This is a genomic window from Streptomyces narbonensis, assembly GCF_014649015.1.
Taxonomy (GTDB): domain Bacteria; phylum Actinomycetota; class Actinomycetes; order Streptomycetales; family Streptomycetaceae; genus Streptomyces; species Streptomyces narbonensis.
This window is the reverse complement of record NZ_BMSF01000008.1, coordinates 31,679-48,667: the sequence shown is the minus strand read 5'-3', so window position 1 is coordinate 48,667 and position 16,989 is coordinate 31,679. Positions and strand designations below refer to the sequence as shown.

General features: G+C 73.6%; 12 protein-coding genes and 3 tRNA genes. 9 read left to right on the top strand and 6 right to left on the bottom strand.

Annotation, left to right across the window (positions count from 1 at the left end; genetic code table 11):
* Positions 1–15: 15 nt before the first annotated feature.
* Both IE124_RS16725 and IE124_RS16720 read right to left on the bottom strand, forming a co-directional pair.
* Positions 16–89, bottom strand: a tRNA-Asp gene (locus IE124_RS16725).
* Positions 90–129: 40 nt separating this feature from the next.
* Positions 130–202: transfer RNA gene (locus IE124_RS16720), tRNA-Glu, on the bottom strand.
* A gap of 127 nt (positions 203–329) precedes the next feature.
* On the opposite strand from IE124_RS16720, the gene IE124_RS16715 reads away from it, so the two are divergent.
* From IE124_RS16715 to IE124_RS16695, 5 genes are all read left to right on the top strand, one after another.
* Positions 330–680 carry a metallopeptidase family protein gene (locus IE124_RS16715; RefSeq protein ID WP_189508577.1) on the top strand — a complete coding sequence of 117 codons (351 nt, stop codon included), beginning with the start codon at positions 330–332 and terminating at the stop codon, positions 678–680.
* 85 nt (positions 681–765) lie between these two features.
* Positions 766–1,569, top strand: coding sequence for a hypothetical protein (locus IE124_RS16710; protein WP_189508576.1), 804 nt, complete (start codon positions 766–768; stop codon positions 1,567–1,569).
* A 198-nt stretch (positions 1,570–1,767) separates the two neighbouring features.
* A complete protein-coding gene (locus tag IE124_RS16705; protein WP_189508575.1) occupies positions 1,768–4,104 on the top strand; it encodes a DEAD/DEAH box helicase in 2,337 nt (778 codons plus the stop codon).
* Between the two features lie 191 nt (positions 4,105–4,295).
* Positions 4,296–7,418 carry an FG-GAP-like repeat-containing protein gene (locus IE124_RS16700; RefSeq protein WP_189508574.1) on the top strand — a complete coding sequence of 1,041 codons (3,123 nt, stop codon included), beginning with the start codon at positions 4,296–4,298 and terminating at the stop codon, positions 7,416–7,418.
* A 105-nt stretch (positions 7,419–7,523) separates the two neighbouring features.
* A tRNA-Lys gene (locus IE124_RS16695) sits at positions 7,524–7,596 on the top strand.
* A 75-nt stretch (positions 7,597–7,671) separates the two neighbouring features.
* On the opposite strand, the gene glyS is transcribed toward IE124_RS16695, so the two are convergent.
* The gene (gene glyS, locus IE124_RS16690) at positions 7,672–8,862 is read right to left on the bottom strand and encodes a glycine--tRNA ligase subunit beta (RefSeq protein WP_229832515.1); all 1,191 of its coding nucleotides are present in this window, start codon (positions 8,860–8,862) and stop codon (positions 7,672–7,674) included.
* Between the two features lie 191 nt (positions 8,863–9,053).
* On the opposite strand from glyS, the gene IE124_RS16685 reads away from it, so the two are divergent.
* Positions 9,054–10,670 carry an IS200/IS605 family accessory protein TnpB-related protein gene (locus IE124_RS16685; protein ID WP_370468774.1) on the top strand — a complete coding sequence of 539 codons (1,617 nt, stop codon included), beginning with the start codon at positions 9,054–9,056 and terminating at the stop codon, positions 10,668–10,670.
* Here IE124_RS16685 and IE124_RS16680 read toward each other — a convergent pair.
* The 3 genes from IE124_RS16680 to IE124_RS16670 form a co-directional block, all read right to left on the bottom strand.
* Positions 10,667–10,804, bottom strand: a complete 138-nt coding sequence (locus IE124_RS16680) for a glycine--tRNA ligase subunit alpha (protein ID WP_189508572.1) — start codon at positions 10,802–10,804, stop codon at positions 10,667–10,669. The two genes, IE124_RS16685 and IE124_RS16680, sit on opposite strands and share 4 nt — an antisense overlap.
* Positions 10,805–10,927: 123 nt before the next feature.
* Positions 10,928–11,389 carry a pyridoxamine 5'-phosphate oxidase family protein gene (locus IE124_RS16675; protein ID WP_189508571.1) on the bottom strand — a complete coding sequence of 154 codons (462 nt, stop codon included), beginning with the start codon at positions 11,387–11,389 and terminating at the stop codon, positions 10,928–10,930.
* A gap of 9 nt (positions 11,390–11,398) precedes the next feature.
* A complete protein-coding gene (locus tag IE124_RS16670; RefSeq protein ID WP_189508570.1) occupies positions 11,399–11,758 on the bottom strand; it encodes a VOC family protein in 360 nt (119 codons plus the stop codon).
* A 218-nt stretch (positions 11,759–11,976) separates the two neighbouring features.
* Here IE124_RS16670 and IE124_RS16665 point away from each other — a divergent pair, with 218 nt between their 5' ends.
* The 3 genes from IE124_RS16665 (at position 11,977) to IE124_RS16655 (ending at position 16,899) form a co-directional block, all read left to right on the top strand.
* Positions 11,977–14,802: an ATP-binding protein gene (locus IE124_RS16665; protein WP_189508569.1), complete on the top strand. Its 2,826-nt coding sequence runs from the start codon at positions 11,977–11,979 to the stop codon at positions 14,800–14,802.
* A 79-nt stretch (positions 14,803–14,881) separates the two neighbouring features.
* Positions 14,882–16,285: a diacylglycerol/lipid kinase family protein gene (locus IE124_RS16660; protein WP_189508568.1), complete on the top strand. Its 1,404-nt coding sequence runs from the start codon at positions 14,882–14,884 to the stop codon at positions 16,283–16,285.
* Positions 16,286–16,305: 20 nt separating this feature from the next.
* The gene (locus tag IE124_RS16655; protein WP_370468773.1) at positions 16,306–16,899 is read left to right on the top strand and encodes a phosphatase PAP2 family protein; all 594 of its coding nucleotides are present in this window, start codon (positions 16,306–16,308) and stop codon (positions 16,897–16,899) included.
* Positions 16,900–16,989 lie beyond the last annotated feature (90 nt).

The window sequence follows — 16,989 nt, the reverse complement described above, 5'->3', positions numbered from 1 at the left end:
TGTTTCCAGCTTCAGCGACTCTGACGGGACTTGAACCCGCGACCTCCACCTTGACAGGGTGGCGAGCTAACCAACTGCTCCACAGAGCCTTGCGTAGTGCGAGAACAAGTCTCGCACACGTTTACTGCGTACCCCCAACGGGATTCGAACCCGTGCTACCGCCTTGAAAGGGCGGCGTCCTGGGCCACTAGACGATGAGGGCTAAGGGCCCACCTGCGCACTTCTCAGTGCGTCGGGGACGTGAGAAGCATATGGGATGTCGGCCGCGATCGCCAAAACGGTTTCCGCGGACCCCCGGCGAGTCCCCCCGGCAGGGGGACAATGGGCCCGTGCTGGAGATGACGCGCGAGGAGTTCGAGGAACTTGTCGCCGAGGCCCTGGACCGGATTCCACCGGAACTCGCCCGGCTGATGGACAACGTCGCGGTGTTCGTGGAGGACGAGCCCGCCCCGGACGATCCCGAGCTGCTCGGGCTGTACGAGGGGACGCCGCTGACCGAGCGGGGTGAGTGGTACGCCGGGGTGCTGCCGGACCGGATCACGATCTACCGGGGCCCGACGCTGCGGATGTGCGCGTCGCGGGCGGACGTGGTCGCGGAGACCGAGATCACCGTGGTGCACGAGATCGCCCACCACTTCGGCATCGACGACGAGCGGCTGCACGCGCTGGGCTACGGCTGAGCCGGGGCGTGTCCCTTGCGGCGCCAAGGGAGTTGGGCAGGGTGACGCGTTCCTTCCCTGCCTGTTGTGTCCTGGAGGTGCCCCCGTGCGCCATTTGCCCACCCGTTTGCCCGCCCGCGTGCGATGGGTCGCCGCCGCGCTGGCCGTCGCGGCCTGCGCCGGCCTGAGCGGCTGTATGAGTGTGAGTGACGAGGGGGCGAAGCCGGCGCCCGGCGCGTCCGGGGGGAAGCGCGGCGTGGCGGCCGAGGCCGCCGGTGGTGCCGGGAGCCAGGGCGGGGGCGGCGGCTCCTGGGACGGGAGCTCGGAGAACGGCGGGCCCGAGCCGGACGGCGCGGGCGGGAAGTCCCCGGTGCCGAGCGGCTCGCCGACGGGCTCCGCGAAGCCCTCGCCGGGCGCGTCCCTGCCCTCGACGGGCCCCGCGGGCACCGGCGGCTCCATGGCGCCCGGGGAGGCGGGCGGCGGAGCCGGTGGCGCCGCCGGCGGCGGTCAGGACTCGGGCGGGGGTCCTGTCGACGGGGGGAGCGGCGGAAACGGCGGAAGCGGCGGGAACGGCGGCAGTGGCGCCAACGGGGGCGGTGGGGGCAACGGCGGGAACGGGGGCAGCGGCGGCGGTGACGGTGGCGCGGGGAGCGGCGACAACGGCGGCGGGGCCGGTGGCCCGGGTGACGGCGGAGTGACGCCGACGCCGGAGCCGACCCCGAACCCGACCGAGCCTCCGACGCCCGAGCCGACCACGGAGCCCACCCCGGAGCCGACGCCGGAACCGACCTCGAACCCGACCGATCCGCCGACCCCCGGACCCGAGACCCAGCTGGGCGCGATGCGGGCGGCGGACGGGCGGGGAGCCCCTTCGGAGCCGTCCGCGTCACCGCAGGTCGGGCCGGTGTGACGTAGTCCGGTTTGCCATAGGTGGGGGAGGGTGCGTATGGTGGTAGATCGTTTGATCCCATTGCCCGGCGCCGACACAGAAGAGCGCCGTGTGGCGCGTACTCTCCCTAGCCGTGGCTGACCGCATTGAGGCGGTCGATTTGCGAATTCACGGAGTTGACGGGCGCGTGCCGAGACTCCGGAAGGTTTCGCATTTCGCATGTCCATTTTCAGTTCTGACCACGCCGTCATGCCCGAGAACGACGAGATCGTCGAGGCCGTAGTGGCCACCGAGACCGTCGAGGCGGCCGTCATCGAGGCCGACGACATCGTCGACGCCGTCGACACCGACGACATCGACACCGACGCGGACTCCGACGACGAGCCCGCCGAGCCCACCGTCACCTTCGGCGACCTCGGTCTGCCCGAGGGCGTCGTGCGCAAGCTCGCGCAGAACGGCGTGACGACCCCCTTCCCGATCCAGGCGGCGACCATCCCGGACGCCCTGGCCGGCAAGGACATCCTCGGCCGTGGCCGTACCGGCTCCGGCAAGACCCTCTCGTTCGGTCTGCCGCTGCTCGCCGGCCTGGCCGACGGTCACACCGAGAAGAAGAAGCCCCGCGGCATCATCCTCACGCCGACGCGTGAGCTCGCGATGCAGGTCGCGGACGCCCTCCAGCCGTACGGCGACGTGCTCGGCCTCAAGATGAAGGTCGTCTGCGGCGGTACGTCGATGGGCAACCAGATCTACGCCCTGGAGCGCGGCGTCGACGTCCTCGTCGCCACCCCGGGCCGTCTGCGCGACATCATCAACCGCGGCGCCTGCTCCCTGGAGCAGGTCAAGATCGCCGTCCTCGACGAGGCCGACCAGATGGCCGACCTGGGCTTCCTGCCCGAGGTCACCGAGCTGCTCGACCAGATCCCCGGCGGCGGCCAGCGCATGCTCTTCTCCGCCACCATGGAGAACGAGATCGGCACCCTGGTCAAGCGCTACCTGACCGACCCCGTCACGCACGAGGTCGACAGCGCGCAGGGCAACGTCACGACCATGACCCACCACGTCCTCGTCGTGAAGCCGAAGGACAAGGCCCCGGTCACCGCGGCGATCGCCGCCCGCAAGGGCCGCACGATCATCTTCGTCCGCACCCAGCTGGGCGCCGACCGCATCGCCGAGCAGCTGTGCGACTCCGGCGTGAAGGCCGACGCGCTGCACGGCGGCATGACGCAGGGTGCCCGTACCCGCGTCCTGGAGGACTTCAAGAAGGGTTACGTCAACGCCCTCGTGGCGACCGACGTCGCCGCCCGAGGCATCCACGTCGACGGCATCGACCTGGTCCTCAACGTGGACCCGGCCGGCGACCACAAGGACTACCTGCACCGCTCGGGCCGCACCGCCCGTGCCGGCCGCTCCGGTGTCGTGGTCTCCCTGGCCCTGCCGCACCAGCGCCGCCAGATCTTCCGCCTGATGGAGGACGCGGGCGTCGACGCCTCGCGCCACCTCGTCGGCGGTGCCGGCGCCTTCGACCCCGAGGTCGCCGAGATCACCGGCGCCCGTTCGCTGACCGAGGTCCAGGCCGACTCGGCGAACAACTCGGCCAAGCAGGCCGAGCGCGAGGTCGTCGACCTGACCAAGCAGCTGGAGCGCCTCCAGCGCCGTGCCGTCGAGCTCCGCGAGGAGGCCGACCGCCTGGTGGCCCGCGCCGCCCGTGAGCGCGGCGAGGACCCCGAGGCCGCTGTCGCCGAGGTCACCGAGGCCGCCGAGGCCGAGGTCGCCGCGGCTGCCGTCGAGGCCGAGCGTGCCGCGAAGGCCGAGGAGCAGCGCCGTGAGGAGCGCCCGGCGTTCCGCGACGAGCGCGGCAACTACGAGCGCCGTGACCGTGGCGGCGACCGCGGTGGCGACCGTGGCGGCTTCCGCCGCGACGACCGCCCGTCCGGTGGCTTCCGTCGTGACAACGACCGTCCGTCCGGCGGTTTCCGTCGTGACGACCGTCCGTCGGGTGGCTTCAACCGCGATGACCGTGGTGGCGACCGTGGTGGCTTCCGCCGCGACAACGACCGTCCGTCCTCCGGTGGCTTCCGTCGTGACGACCGTCCGTCGGGTGGCTTCAACCGCGACGACCGCGGCGGCCGTTCTTTCGAGCGTCGTGACAACGACCGTCCGTCCGGCGGTTTCCGTCGTGACGACCGTCCGTCGGGTGGCTTCAACCGCGATGACCGTGGTGGCGACCGTGGTGGCTTCCGCCGCGACAACGACCGTCCGTCCTCCGGTGGCTTCCGTCGTGACGACCGTCCGTCGGGTGGCTTCAACCGCGACGACCGCGGCGGCCGTTCTTTCGAGCGTCGTGACAACGACCGTCCGGCCGGCGGCCACCGTGGCAGCGACCGTCCGTTCAACCGCGACCGTCGCGACGACCGCCCCTCCGGCGGCTTCCGCTCCGGTGGCGGCGACCGCCCCTTCGCCCGTCGTGACGACCACCGCGGCACCGGTTCGACCGGTTCGACCGGCGGCTCCTTCGGCCGTCGCGACGACAAGCCGCGCTGGAAGCGCAACGGCTGAGGTCGGATGACCTGACACAGCAGGGCCCGTACGAGCACTTCGGTGCTGGTACGGGCCCTGCCCCGTTTCCGCGTCCCGTTTCCGCGTCCCGTTTCCCCGTCCCGCTCCCCGCCCCGGATCGCGCTCTCGGACCGGCGTTCGACCCGATACGCTCAGCCGATCACCAGGTTGCCCCGGGGAGGGACCTCTCTTTGTCTCGTTTCGCACGCGTGCGGCGCCCCCGCGCACGTATCGCCGTCCTCGCCACCACGCTCCTCGCCTCGGCCGTCGGCCTCTCGCCCGCCGTGGTCGCCGAGGCGTCGCCGATCGTCGGGGTCGACCAGCTCGACATCGCGCCGAACTGGCGGGCGGTACCCCGACAGGTGACCGTCACCGCGGCCGGCCCCACGGGCTACGTGCACGAGACGGAGGACCCCGACCGGTCCACCGGCGGCGAGCTGGAGTGGACGGACCTCACCGACCCCACGAAGAGCGTTCCGCTGGGGTACGGGACGACGGCGGCCCTGCCCTTCGCAAAGTCCGGCACCGGCGGGCGCTATCTGTACGTCCAGCGCGGTGACGGCGCCCACGCCGTCCGCGACCTGGAGTCCGGCACCGAACAGTCGTTCGACATGCCGGGCGACGCGACCTACCAGGGGCTGCTCGGCTCCATGCTGCTCTTCCAGCAGTACGCCTCCGCCGAGGACCACTCCACGACCACCGGCTACTACCTGGTGAGCGCGGCCGACCCGGACGGGGCCCGCACGCCCGTCACCGGCTGGCCCGAGGGCGCCCACCTGAACACGGCGCCGCTCGTGGCCGGCGACGACTCCGTCGCCGTGCTGCGCTTCGGCCGCTCCGGCGACCCGGCCGCGTACGGCTACTCCGACCTCGGCGTCGTCGACCTGAGCACCGGGCAGATGACCGTGATCCCGGCCCCCACCCCGACCGGGACCGCGCTCTTCGCGCCGGTGGCCGTGAGCCCCGAGCGGATCGCCTGGATCGACAAGAACCGCACCGTGCACGTGCGGCAGCGCGCGGCGCTGACCGGCGCCGAGCAGACGATCACCCTCCCCGCGGGCCTGAGCACCGCTCGTGTCGGCCTTGTCGGCGACTGGGTCCTCGCCCTGAGTGAGGCCTCTGGAGCCGACGCCGCCCTGAAGCGGCGGCTCGTCGCGCTCCACCCCGACGGGCGGACGAAGACCCTCCTGGAGAAGGCGGAGGCGGAGCTCACCCAGATCGCGGGCGGGGGCGTGGCCGTCGTCGGCGGTACGGCCTCCTCCGACTGGTCCGCCTTCAAGGCCGTTCCGGCGAAGGACGGCGGCGCACCACTCCTGGAGAAGCTGAGCCGCTTTGAGCCGCTGCCCGCCGAGGTGCGCTCGCTCGCGCTCGGTGCGGGCCGGTTCTCCTCGCTGGAGGTCGGCACCCGGATGGGCAGCGGCTTCTACGGATGGACGCCGCTGCCGGTCGGACCGGTGCACACCGGTCGTCCCCAGCCGGTGTGGGCGGGCGCGGAGTCGAAGCGGCTGGAGAGCGGCACGCCGCTGTTCGACAGCGGTGACGGCCGGACGGTCTACCTGGCCCGTGACGAGTCGAAGCCGCTGGAGGTCACCGCCCGTACCTCCGACGGCCTGGTGAGGCGGGTCTCCACCGCGCAGACGGACGGCCGGATCGCCGACGCCTTCGGCCGGCGGGCGGTCTTCCAGGGCGGCGGGCAGACGCTCGCCGTGGACTTCGACGCGCAGACCTCCAAGCCCGTCCCCGGTGTGCCGTCGTCGGCGCCGGCGGCGCTCTGGGGCGACACCCTGTACGCGGGCACGGCGGCGGGCGAGGTGACGCGTACCGACCTGAACACCAATGGCCCGCTGGGCAAGGTCACGACCGGGGCGGCGTGTGTCCCGACGGACCTCCAGGCGGCGGCGGGACGTTGGCTGTACTGGGCGTGCGGAGCGACCCAGCAGCGGGGCGTGGTCGACCTCAGGGCGAACACGCGGATCGTGCTGACCCCGGGGACGGACACCAGCGGCCTGCTGGGCGACGGCTACGTCGTCGACCGCGACTCCGGCGGGTACCTCCGGCTCCACGACCTGACCAAGCTCACCAGCGGAAAGCCCGCCGTGCGCCGGCTCGTCGACGCCGAGCCCGTGCCGGGTGCCCGCCGCGAGCACTGGACCGTGGACCGCTTCGGTGGGGCCGTCGCCTACAAGGACCGTCAGCAGCTCGTCCACGTCGTGTGGCCCGGTGTCCCCACCTCCGGCCTCACCGCCGCCTCGTCGAAGGTGCCGGCGACCATGCGGCTCCAGGACGGCTGGAAGGCGTACTGGACGCTGTCCAAGCCCTCGTCGTACTGGCAGCTGACGGTGCGCGACCTCTCCGGGAACCCGGTCCGCGCCTACGGGGGCGGCGAGACCCGGAGCCGTGTCGACGTCTCCTGGGACGGCAGGACGGCGGCGGGGAAGCCCGTCGCGAACGGCCGGTACACCTGGCACCTCCAGGCGAACACGGCGGACGGGCAGGGCAGCGACCTGTCGCTGACCGGCACCGTCACGGTCTCCGGCGGTCAGCCGGCCTGGCGCGACATGGCCGGGAACGACACGCAGGGCGACCTCCTGGTGATGGACACGACCGGGCTCGTGTCGATGTACAAGGGCACCGGGTACAGCGGACTGTCGGCGCGGATCGCGGGCACCGGCGCGAAGTTCCCGACGGCGTCCCTCCTCGTGCCGTTCGGCGATGTCAGCGCCGACGGCTGCGCCGACGTGCTGGTGCGCGTCGGGGACCAGCTGCGGGCCTACCGGCCCGGGTGCGGGAAGGTCGTCTCGGCCTCCTCCCCGTACACGTCGGTCGGCTCGGGCTGGGGGCAGTACGACGTCCTGACGTCCCCCGGCGACGCGAACGGTGACGGGTTCGCCGATCTGATCGCGCGCCAGACGACGACGGGCGACATGTACTTCTACGCCGGTACGGCCGACCACCGCATGAAGCCCCGGGTCCGGATCGGCACCAACTGGAAGCTGTACAAGAAGATCGCCGGCGCCGGTGACCTCAACGGCGACGGGCGCGGCGACCTGCTCGGCGTGGACGCGGCGGGCGTGCTGTGGCGGTACTACGGCACGGCGACCGGCGGCGTGACCCCGCGGGTGAGCGTCGGCAGCGGCTGGGGCGTCTACACCTCGCTGGTGGGCGTCGGCGACATCTCCGGCGACGGCTGCGCGGACCTGGTCGCCCGTGACACGGCGGGCCGGCTCTACGACTACGACGGCACCTGCCGCGGCCCGTACGGCTCGCGCATCCTGATCGGCGGCGGCTGGAACGCCTTCAAGAGCCTCCACTGACCTGACGGATGTCCGGGGGAGGCGCGGCGCGTGCCGCGCCTCTGCCGGATACCCGATCGGTTCCGGGGGGCTGTCGGGCTATGCTGCTCGGGTGTGCTTGTGCACGGGCCGTTAGCTCAATTGGCAGAGCAGTGGACTTTTAATCCATTGGTTGTGGGTTCGAGTCCCACACGGCCTACCGAAGGCCTCACCGGAAGGACCCCCGTCGACCTGAGTCGGCGGGGGTCCTTCCGTTTCGGCGTGCCTGGCGTGCCTACAGGGCGCTCCAGTTCAGGACCGGGCGGGCCAGGGCGGCCACGTCGTCCAGGAGGGCCAGGCGGGCGGCGCGGAGGGCGGGGTCGGCGTCCATGACCAGGACCTCGTCGAAGAAGGCGTCGACCGCGGCGACCAGCGGGGCGGAGGCCCCGGTCAGGGCGTCGAGATCGTCCTCACGGCCGGTCAGGGACGCGCGGACGGCTTCGGCGGCCCCGGCGAGGCGGAGTTCGGCGGGGGCTGTCAGGAGGGAGCGGTCCGCGGACTCCGGGGCCGCGTCCTTCGGGAGGATGCGGAGGACCCGCTGGAGCGCGGCCGTCAGGTCGGCGAACGCGGTCGTGCCGATGTGGCGCTCCAGAGCGGCGAGGGTCCGGTCGCCCCGGGCGGGGCGGTCGGCCCACGGCAGGACGGCCTGGACGAGGCGGTGCTCGTGGCCCGCGTCCGCGAGCTGCTGCTCATAGCGGCGGGTGATGAGCTCGGCCGCCTCGGCGAGCCGCTCGGCGGGCACCTCGACGCCCTGGGCGGCGTAGCGGTCGGCCGCCGCGCGCAGTCCGTCGCGGACCCGGAGGCCGGCGACGGAGGGCACGCTCCGGAGGACGTTGAGGAGGCCGATGGCGGCCCTGCGCACCCCGTACGGGTCGGAGCTGCCCGTCGGGGCGGCGCCGATCACGAACATGCCCGTCACCAGGTCGAAGCGGTCGGCGAGCGACAGGACGACGCCCGCGTCGCCGGCCGGCAGCGCGCCGCCCGAGGAGCGCGGCAGCTCCATCTCGGCGAGGGCGCGGGCGACCCGCGCGGGCTCGCCGGCGCGGAGCGCGTACTCCTCGGCCATCACGCCGGCCAGGCTGGAGAACTCGACGACCATCTGCGACGCCAGGTCGAACTTGGCCAGTTCACCGGCCCGGCGCACGGTGTCGAGCGTCTCCGGTGCGAGGCCCGTACGGTCCGCCAGGGTTGCGGCGAGGGCGGCGATGCGGTCGGCGCGGTCGGCGACCGTGCCGAGGCGCTCCTCGAAGGTCAGCTTGTCGAGCCGGCCGCGGAACTCCTCCGGGGCGACCTTCAGGTCGGCGCGCCAGAAGAAGGCGGCGTCCTCGTAACGGGCCCGCAGGACCGCCTCGTTGCCGGCCCGCACCACGTCCTCGTCGCACGTGCCGTTGGCGAAGGTGAGGAAGTGCGGTTCGGGACCGATCACGCGCAGCGCGGTGGAGGGGTTGGGAGCTGCTGCTCGGCGAGTGTCCAGGAGCACATGCAACAGCGCGTGGGTGTGTCCTGGATCACACCGCGAGGGTGTGGGGGTCGGGTTGTCGGTGGCGGTCGTAGGTTCGGGGTGTGGGTCGCGGAGGGAGGTGGGCGGTGCGGGGGGACGCGAACGGGCGACTGCGTGTGATCGATGCGCCGTTCGTTGCTCTGGGGCCGTCGGGTGTGGCGGTACGTGACCGGCTCAAGGGGCTGACGCCTGAGGATGAGGGGGTTCTGCGGCTGGTCGGCGGGCATCTGGGCAGGCTCGCCTCGCTTGACCTCAAGGCCCGGTGCGCTGACGCGGGCGATCACACCTCGGGTACGTGGGCGGCTCGTAAGCAGGGTCTGACGGCGGATTCGTCCTCGCGGTGGGCGGGGTCGATCACGAAGGCCACGCACGATCAGTGGGCACTGTCCCGCCGCTGCCAGCTCGCGCACGTCCAGTCCCTTGAGGCTGGTGTCCGCATGCTGATGCACCGGCTGTCCCTGCCGCTCGGCGAGAAGGGTTCGAAGCGGGCAGCGGGCGGATACCGGTCCAAGGGGGAGTGGTTCCGCAAGTCGCGGCGTCTGCACATCCTGGAACACCGGCTCGGTGTCGCTCGCGCCGAGCGTGAGGCCGGTGTCGTGCACGTGGTGCGCGGTGGCCGGAAGTTGCTGAACACCCGGCACAACCTCGACGCGGCGCGGCTCACCGAGGCCGAGTGGCGGCAGCGCTGGGAGGTGGAGCGCTGGTTCCTCGCCGCTGACGGGGAGTCGGGGAAGCGTTTCGGGAACGAGACGATCCGCGTCGCTCCCGACGGCGAGGTCAGCATCAAGCTGCCCGCCCCGCTGGCACACCTGGCCAACGCCAAGCACGGCCGGTACATCCTCGCTGCCCGCATCGCCTTCGCCCACCGGGGCCAGGAATGGGCCGACCGCATCACCGCCAACCGGGCCGTCGCCTACCGCATCCACTACGACACCGGCCGCGGCCGCTGGTACCTCACCGCCTCCTGGCAACGCCCCGTCGTCGAGACCGTCCCTCTGTCGGCCGCACGGGCCCGGGGCGTGATCGGCGTCGATACGAACGCCGACCACTTCGCCGCCTACCGGCTCGACCCGCACGGCAACCCCGCCGGCGAACCGCACCGCTTCTTCTACGACCTGTCCGGCAGCGCGGATCACCGCGATGCGCAGATCCGGCACGCCATCACCCGCCTCCTGCACTGGGCGAATACCCGTGACGTGGCCGCCATCGCTATCGAGGACCTGGACTTCGCTGCCGAGAAGACCCGGGAGAAACACGGCCGCAAGAAGCGGTTCAGGCAGCTGATCTCCGGCATACCCACCGGCAAGCTGAAAGCCCGGCTTGTCTCCATGGCGGCCGAGCACGGCCTGTCGATCGTCGCCGTCGATCCGGCGTACACGTCGATGTGGGGCGATGAACACTGGCGCAAGCCCCTGACCAGCAACAAGCGAAAGATGTCCCGTCACGACGCCGCGAGCATCGCGATCGGGCGACGCGCCCTCGGGCACCCGATCCGGCGTCGGACGGCACCGCCCCTACAGCACCGGAGTGATGCTGTGGTGCATCGGACCGCCCAGGCCGGACCGGAGACACGAGAGCGTGAGGGAACCCGCCCACCCGTCACGGAACGCGCACGCGATGCACGTGCCCGAGCGGGGAACACCGGAACGCGGGCAACCAGTCGGATATCCAAAACCGTTCGGGATGTCCGCAGCGACCAGATATGGGTACAAGACTCACTTCTGGTCACTTAATTGGAACGGTTGGCGGTGCCGGCTCCCACCTCCGTGTTCAGCGGCTGCGTGATCATGCAGCCGTTGTCGCTCCAGTATTTCTGCAGGGTGAGGACGGCGTCCTGCATGGTCAGCGCTGTCCGGCCGTTGTTCATGGTGATCGAATCGCCTGCTTTCCCGAGTCGGTTCCCGAGCAGTCAAGCTACGGGAGAAGCGGCCTCGGACTCGGGGGATTTTGCGGGGCGTCCTGTGAGGCGGGCGTCCCGTGAGGTGGGGCGTCACGTCACCGGGAGCCCGGCGCGCAGGAGTTCGCGGCCCTGGAGCTCGTTGGCCTCGCGCCAGGCCTGCACGCGGTGCGGGGTGATGCGGAACCAGCGGTACGGGCCCGACTGGGTGCGCGGGTCGAAGCCGGTGCGCTCGGCGAAGCGGTCGCCCCGCTCCCGCGGCAGCGCGTCGATCTCCAGGACCTCGACCGTGCCGTCGATCATCGTCACGTCACGGGTGAGGCCGAGGCCCAGGCGGACGCGCCGGGTGGCGGCCATGTTCCGGCCGGTCGGGCTGTTCGCCGGGGTGGAGACGAGGACGGCCTCGCCGTCCCAGTCGAAGGAGAGCGGTACGAGGTACGGCACACCGTCCGGTGAGGCGGTGGCCACCCAGACGTCGACGTCGTGGGCGAGGCGCTGCTCGGTGTCGTGGCGGCGCTGGTCGCGGGAGCGGGGTGCGGCGGCGGTGGTGGTCATCGGCGGGGCTCAGCTGTCCTGGAGGAGGCCGATGAGGTTGCCGTCGGGGTCGACGACCGTCGCGACGAGCCGGCCGCCGCCGACGTCCTGCGCCGCGTCCTTCACGGTGGCGCCCGCGGCGGTCACCTCGGCGAGCTTCGCCTCGATGTCCGGCACGTGCCAGTAGGCGAGCGAGGAGGTCAGGCCCTGCGGACCGCCGCCCGGCAGCAGCCCGATGTGCTGGCCCGCGGCCTCGAAGGCGACGTAGTAGGGCTCGTCGACCTGCGGCTCGACACCGAGGAGGGCGGCCCACACGGCCTTGGCCTTCGCGAGGTCGGACACGGGGTGCAGCACGGTCTTGATGCCCTGGGTGGTGGACGTACCGGTCATGGTGGTCACTCCTGTGGGTCGTGTCGTTCGGTGTCGTGCGGTGTCGTTCGGTGTGGTTCCACTCTCCGTCAGCGGGGCGGAGCCCGCCTCCGTGGTGACCACGGAACGCACCACGGAACGCACCACGGAGTCGGTACGGAGTCCGTACGCAGGCCGGTACCGAGTCGGGTACGGACAGACCCCCCGGAAGTCGTCGCGCCCCGGCCGATAATGAGCCGGTGTCGACTCCAGAGATCTCCTCCCGGGAAGCCGAGGTGCTCGCGCTCCTCGGAGAGCACCTCAGCAACGCGGAGATCTCCGCGCGGTTGTTCATCTCCGTACGGACCGTCGAGTCGCACGTCTCCTCGCTGCTCCGCAAGCTCGCGGTGCCGGACCGGCGGGCGCTCTCCCGGCGGGCGGCCGAGGCGGCGCCCGTCGACACGCCGGTGCCCGTCCTGCCCGCCCCGCTGACGGCCTTCGTCGGCCGGGTGCGGGAGCGCGGGGAGCTGATGGAGGCGCTGAAGGCGTACCGCCAGGTCACCGCGGTCGGCCCGGGCGGCGTCGGGAAGACCCGGCTCGCGCTGGCCGTCGCCGCGGAACTGACCGGCGACTTCGCCGACGGGGTGTGGTTCGTCGACCTGGCCCCGGTCACCGATGCGGGCCGGGTGGGCGCGGCCGTCGCGGCGGCCGTCGGCGTGGGCGAGCAGCCCGGGCGGGGCGTCGAGGCGTCGGTGTTCGCCGCGCTGGCGGACCGTCAGGCGCTGCTGGTCTGGGACAACTGCGAGCAGATACGCGACGGGGTCGGGCCCTTCCTGGAGCGGCTGCTCGCGGCCTGCCCGCGCGTACGGGTGCTCGTGACGAGCCGGGCGCGGCTGATGGTGCCCTTCGAGCGGGTCTTCCCCGTGCCGCCGCTGTCACGGGCCGGGGGCGGGGAGTCGGAGGCCGTGGAGCTGTTCCTGGAGCGGGCGGCGGCGGTCGGTCTGCCGTCGCCGGATCCGGCGGTACGGGACACGGTGGTGGCCCTGTGCGAGCGGCTCGACGGCATGGCCCTGGCCATCGAGCTGGCGGCGGCGCGCTGGCCCACGCTCGGTCTGGACGGTCTCGTGGCCGGGCTCTCCGACCAGTTGAGGATCCTGGCCGGCGGGCCGCGCGCGGCCGACCGGCACCGGTCGGTGCGGGCCGTCCTCGACTGGAGCCACGACCTGCTGGAACCGGCGGACCGGGCCCTGCTGCGCCGGGTGTCGGTCTTCGTGCTGCCGTTCACCGCGGGGGCGGCGGCGGAGGTCGCGGGCTTTGGCCCGCTGGAGCCCGGCGCGGTCGCCGACGGGCTCGGCCGGCTGGCGGAGCAGAGCCTGCTCACCGTGACGCCGTCCTCCTCCGGCACCCGCTACCAGGCGCTGGAGACCATCCGGCAGTACGGCGCCGAACGGCTCGCCGAGGCCGACGAGTCGGCGGCCGTCCGTACGCGTCACACGGAGTGGTGCCTGGCCGGGGCGACGGGCCTCCTGGACACCGGGGGTGCGGACTGGCGCGCCCGTTTCGACGCCGTGGCCGAGGACCTCGGGGCCGGCCTCGCCTGGGCCGCCGAGCGGCCGGAGCTGCGCGCGGAGGCCCACCGGCTCGCCCTGGCCCTGGCGGAGTCGTCCTTCACCCGCAATCTGCTGGGCGAGGCGCAGGAGCGGTACGAGCAGGCCGCCGCGCTGGCCGCCGCGGATTCCGACGCCGCGGAGTGCCTGCGGCTCGCCGCCGGGGTGGCCGGGTGCCGCCGGCTGGGCGACGACATGTTCCGCCTGCACCGGGCCGCCGCGGAGGCCGCCCGCCGCGCCGGCGACCTCCCCGGGACGGCCCGCGACCTGGCGACCGCCGCGACCGTCGCGTACCGCTTCTCCAGCGAGTTCGCCCGGGTCCCGTCACCGGAGGAGGCGAAAGCCCTCCTCGCTGAGGCCGGGGAGCTGTCAGGGCCCGGTGACAGCGGTTCCGCTGCCTCCGCCGTCGCGCTCGCCGAGGCCGCCGTCGTCGCCGATGCCTTCGGGGCCGTCCAGGGGGAGACGGACAACACCGTGGAGGAGACGATCGCCCTCGCCGAGCGTGCCGTCGCGCTCGCCCGGCTCGCGGGCGACCCCGTGGCGGAGTCCGCAGCACTCGACGCGCTCTCCGGCGCCCGGAGCTGGGCCGGTGACACCTTCGCCGCCGCGGCCGCCGCCCGCCGCCGCATCGACCTCCTGGTTCCTCTGCCGCCTGCTCCCGCGCGTACCCACGAGCTCCTCGACGCCCTCGCCATGGCCTCCGGCACCGCCCTCGGCGCGGGGCGGCTGGCCGAGGCCCGCCGGTGGGGCGGGGAGCTCGCGGGGCATCCGCTCCTCGCCGAGGTGGGCCACCACGCCACGTCCTGGCTCCTGGTCGCCGACGCGTTCGCCGGCCGGGGCGACGAGGTGCTCACCGGCAGCGGGCGGTTCCTCGACGCCTGGGAGCGCGGCGGCCGTCAGCAGTCGTTCTCCCTCGGCCCCGCCGCCGCCTCGGTCGCGATGGTGCACGGCCTGCGCGGCGACCTCACCGCCCGGGCGGAGTGGCTCGCGATCGTCGACCGCGCGGGGACCTCGGAGGAGTACCGCCACGGCTACGGCGCGATCCTCGACGCCACGGTCCTGCTCCATGACGGGGACGCCGCCGCGGCCCTCGACCGGGTCGCTCCCGAGCCGGAGCAGGTCTGGAAGTGGGTCACCTGGATCTGGCTGCACTGGTACGTGGCCCTCAGGGCCGAGGCCTCCGTGCTCGCCGCACACCCGGACGCCCGGGCCCGGACGGCCGCCGCCCGGACCGTCGTCGCCGGCAACCCCGTCGCCTCCGCCCAGCTGGACCGGGCGGAGGCACTGCTCGACGGCGGCGACCCACGGCGACTCCTCGCCGTGGCCCGGGCGTTCGACGCGGCAGGCAGCCGCTACCAGGCGGCCCGCACCCTGCTCCTCGCCGGCGGCGAGCACGCCGCCGCCGGTACGGCCGCCCTCGCCGGGCTGGGCCTGAGCACGGTGCCGCGCAACCTTCCGGGTCCCGGCCCGCGTCCGTGAGGGCGTACCCCCGACAGATCGAAGATCTTTTTCCTCCGAACGGGCCGTGCCGGGGCGCGTGGTGAGGGACCGTGGGGGAATGTGGGACACGGAGTACGGACGTACGGAGGTGGCGCCGGTGACGGCGAGCGGTTCGGGTGATCCGGCGGCGGCGGCCCGACGGCTGGCCCGCTGTGCGCTGGCGGCGGCGGGCGCCGCGATCCTGGCGCTCCTGACCGCCCTGACGGGCGGGCTGCTGATCCTGCTGGGCGGGATCGTGGGGCTCGCCGCCGCGGCCATGGGCGTCTGGTGGTTCCTCGCCCACCGCGGGCTGCCGCGCGTGGCCGGCGCGGTCGTCGCCGTGGGCGCGCCGATCGGCGTCCTCGTCCTGTTCGTCGTCGGCGGCGTCTGGGTCAACGCGCTGGTGGCCCTCGCGCTCTGGGGCGTGGCGCTCGGCTGCGCGCGGACCGCGCTGCGCCGCCCCGACCGGGAGTGGGAGGCGGTGATGCGGGGCACCCCCGCGGCCCGCCCCCGGCGGCCCGTCCTGATCATGAACCCGAAGTCCGGCGGCGGGAAGGTCGGCCGCTTCGGGCTCGTCGCCCGCGCGGAGGCCCTGGGCGCCCAGGTCGTGCTGCTCGACCCGTCCGTGCAGACCGACGTCACCGCGCTGGCCCGGAAGGCAGTGGCCGACGGCGCCGACCTCCTCGGTGTGGCCGGCGGCGACGGCACCCAGGCGCTCGTGGCCGCGGTGGCCGCCGAGCACGACCTGCCGTTCCTCGTCGTCTCGGCGGGCACCCGCAACCACTTCGCCATGGACCTCGGCCTCGACCGCACCGACCCGGCGACCTGCCTGAACGCGCTGACCGACGGCGAGGAGCTCCGGGTCGACCTCGGGTCGGTCGACGGGCGCCCCTTCGTCAACACCGTCTCCTTCGGGGTGTACGCGGACGTCGTCCAGCGCCCCGAGTACCGCGACGCGAAGGCCGAGACCGCGGTCGAGGTCCTGCCCGACCTGCTCCAGGGCGGCGAGGGCCCGCGCCTCGACGCGACCGTCGACACCGTCCGGCTCCCGGGTCAGCAGGCGCTCCTCGTCAGCAACAACCCCTACTCCGCGCCCGACCCCTTCGGTGTCTCCTCCGCCCACCGGCCGCGCCTCGACAGGGGTGAGCTCGGGGTGATCGGCATCCGGGTGGACGGCGCCGCGCAGGCCGCCGAGCTGGCCGTCCGGGGAACCCAGGCGGCCGGCCTGAACGTTCTGACGGCGCGGAGGGTCGAAATCGTGGGGAGCCCGGGCAGCCCCTCCGGCACCACAGTCTCCGGCACCATCTCGGTGGCCGTGGACGGTGAGGCCCTGACCCTGCCCACCCCGGTGGTGTGCACGCTCCGCCCCGGCGCGCTGAGGGTCCTCGTGCCCCGCGACCGGCCGGGGACCGTGCCTCCTCTGCCGCCGCTCGACTGGCGGCGCATCACCACACTCGCCTTCCACACCCCTCACACCCCCTGAACCATCCGAAGGAGCGGCGCATGACGGACATGACAGCGGAGACGGTGGAGCCCGGGACCATCCGGGCGGTCCTGCGCGACCTCCGGGCCGTCGACGGAGCCGTGTACGCCGCCGTGGCCGCCACGCCCACGCCCACGCTCGACACGGCGCTGCGCCGCCTCTCCACCGCGGCGAACCACTCCAAGATCTCGTTCGCCACCGCCGCGGCGCTCGCCCTCGTCCCCGGCCGGCCCCGCCGGGCGGCGCTCGCGGGGCTCGGGGCGATCGCCGTGGCCTCGGCCTCGGCGAACCTGCTGGGCAAGCGGCTCGTGCGCAGGCAGCGGCCGGACCGGGAGGCGGCCCGGGTGGCCGTGAGCCGGCACGTACCGATGCCCGACTCGGCCTCGTTCCCGTCCGGGCACACCGCGTCGGCGGTCGCCTTCGCCGCCGCCGTGGGCGCGGTGCTGCCCGGCGTCGGCGTGCCCCTCGGGGCCCTCGCGGGGGCCGTGGGCTACTCGCGGGTGCACACCGGGGTGCACTACCCGGGTGACGTCGCCGCGGGCGCGGTGCTCGGGGTCGCGAGCGCCGCGGTCTCCCTGGCGGCCGTGACCTGGGCGACCGCCGGGGAGAGGTGAGAGCGGGGGCGGACCGCTCGCGCGGCCTGCCCCCGGCTCAGAACACCGCGCGGCCTCGGAACCCGCCGCGCGGCGCGGGCTCAGAACGTC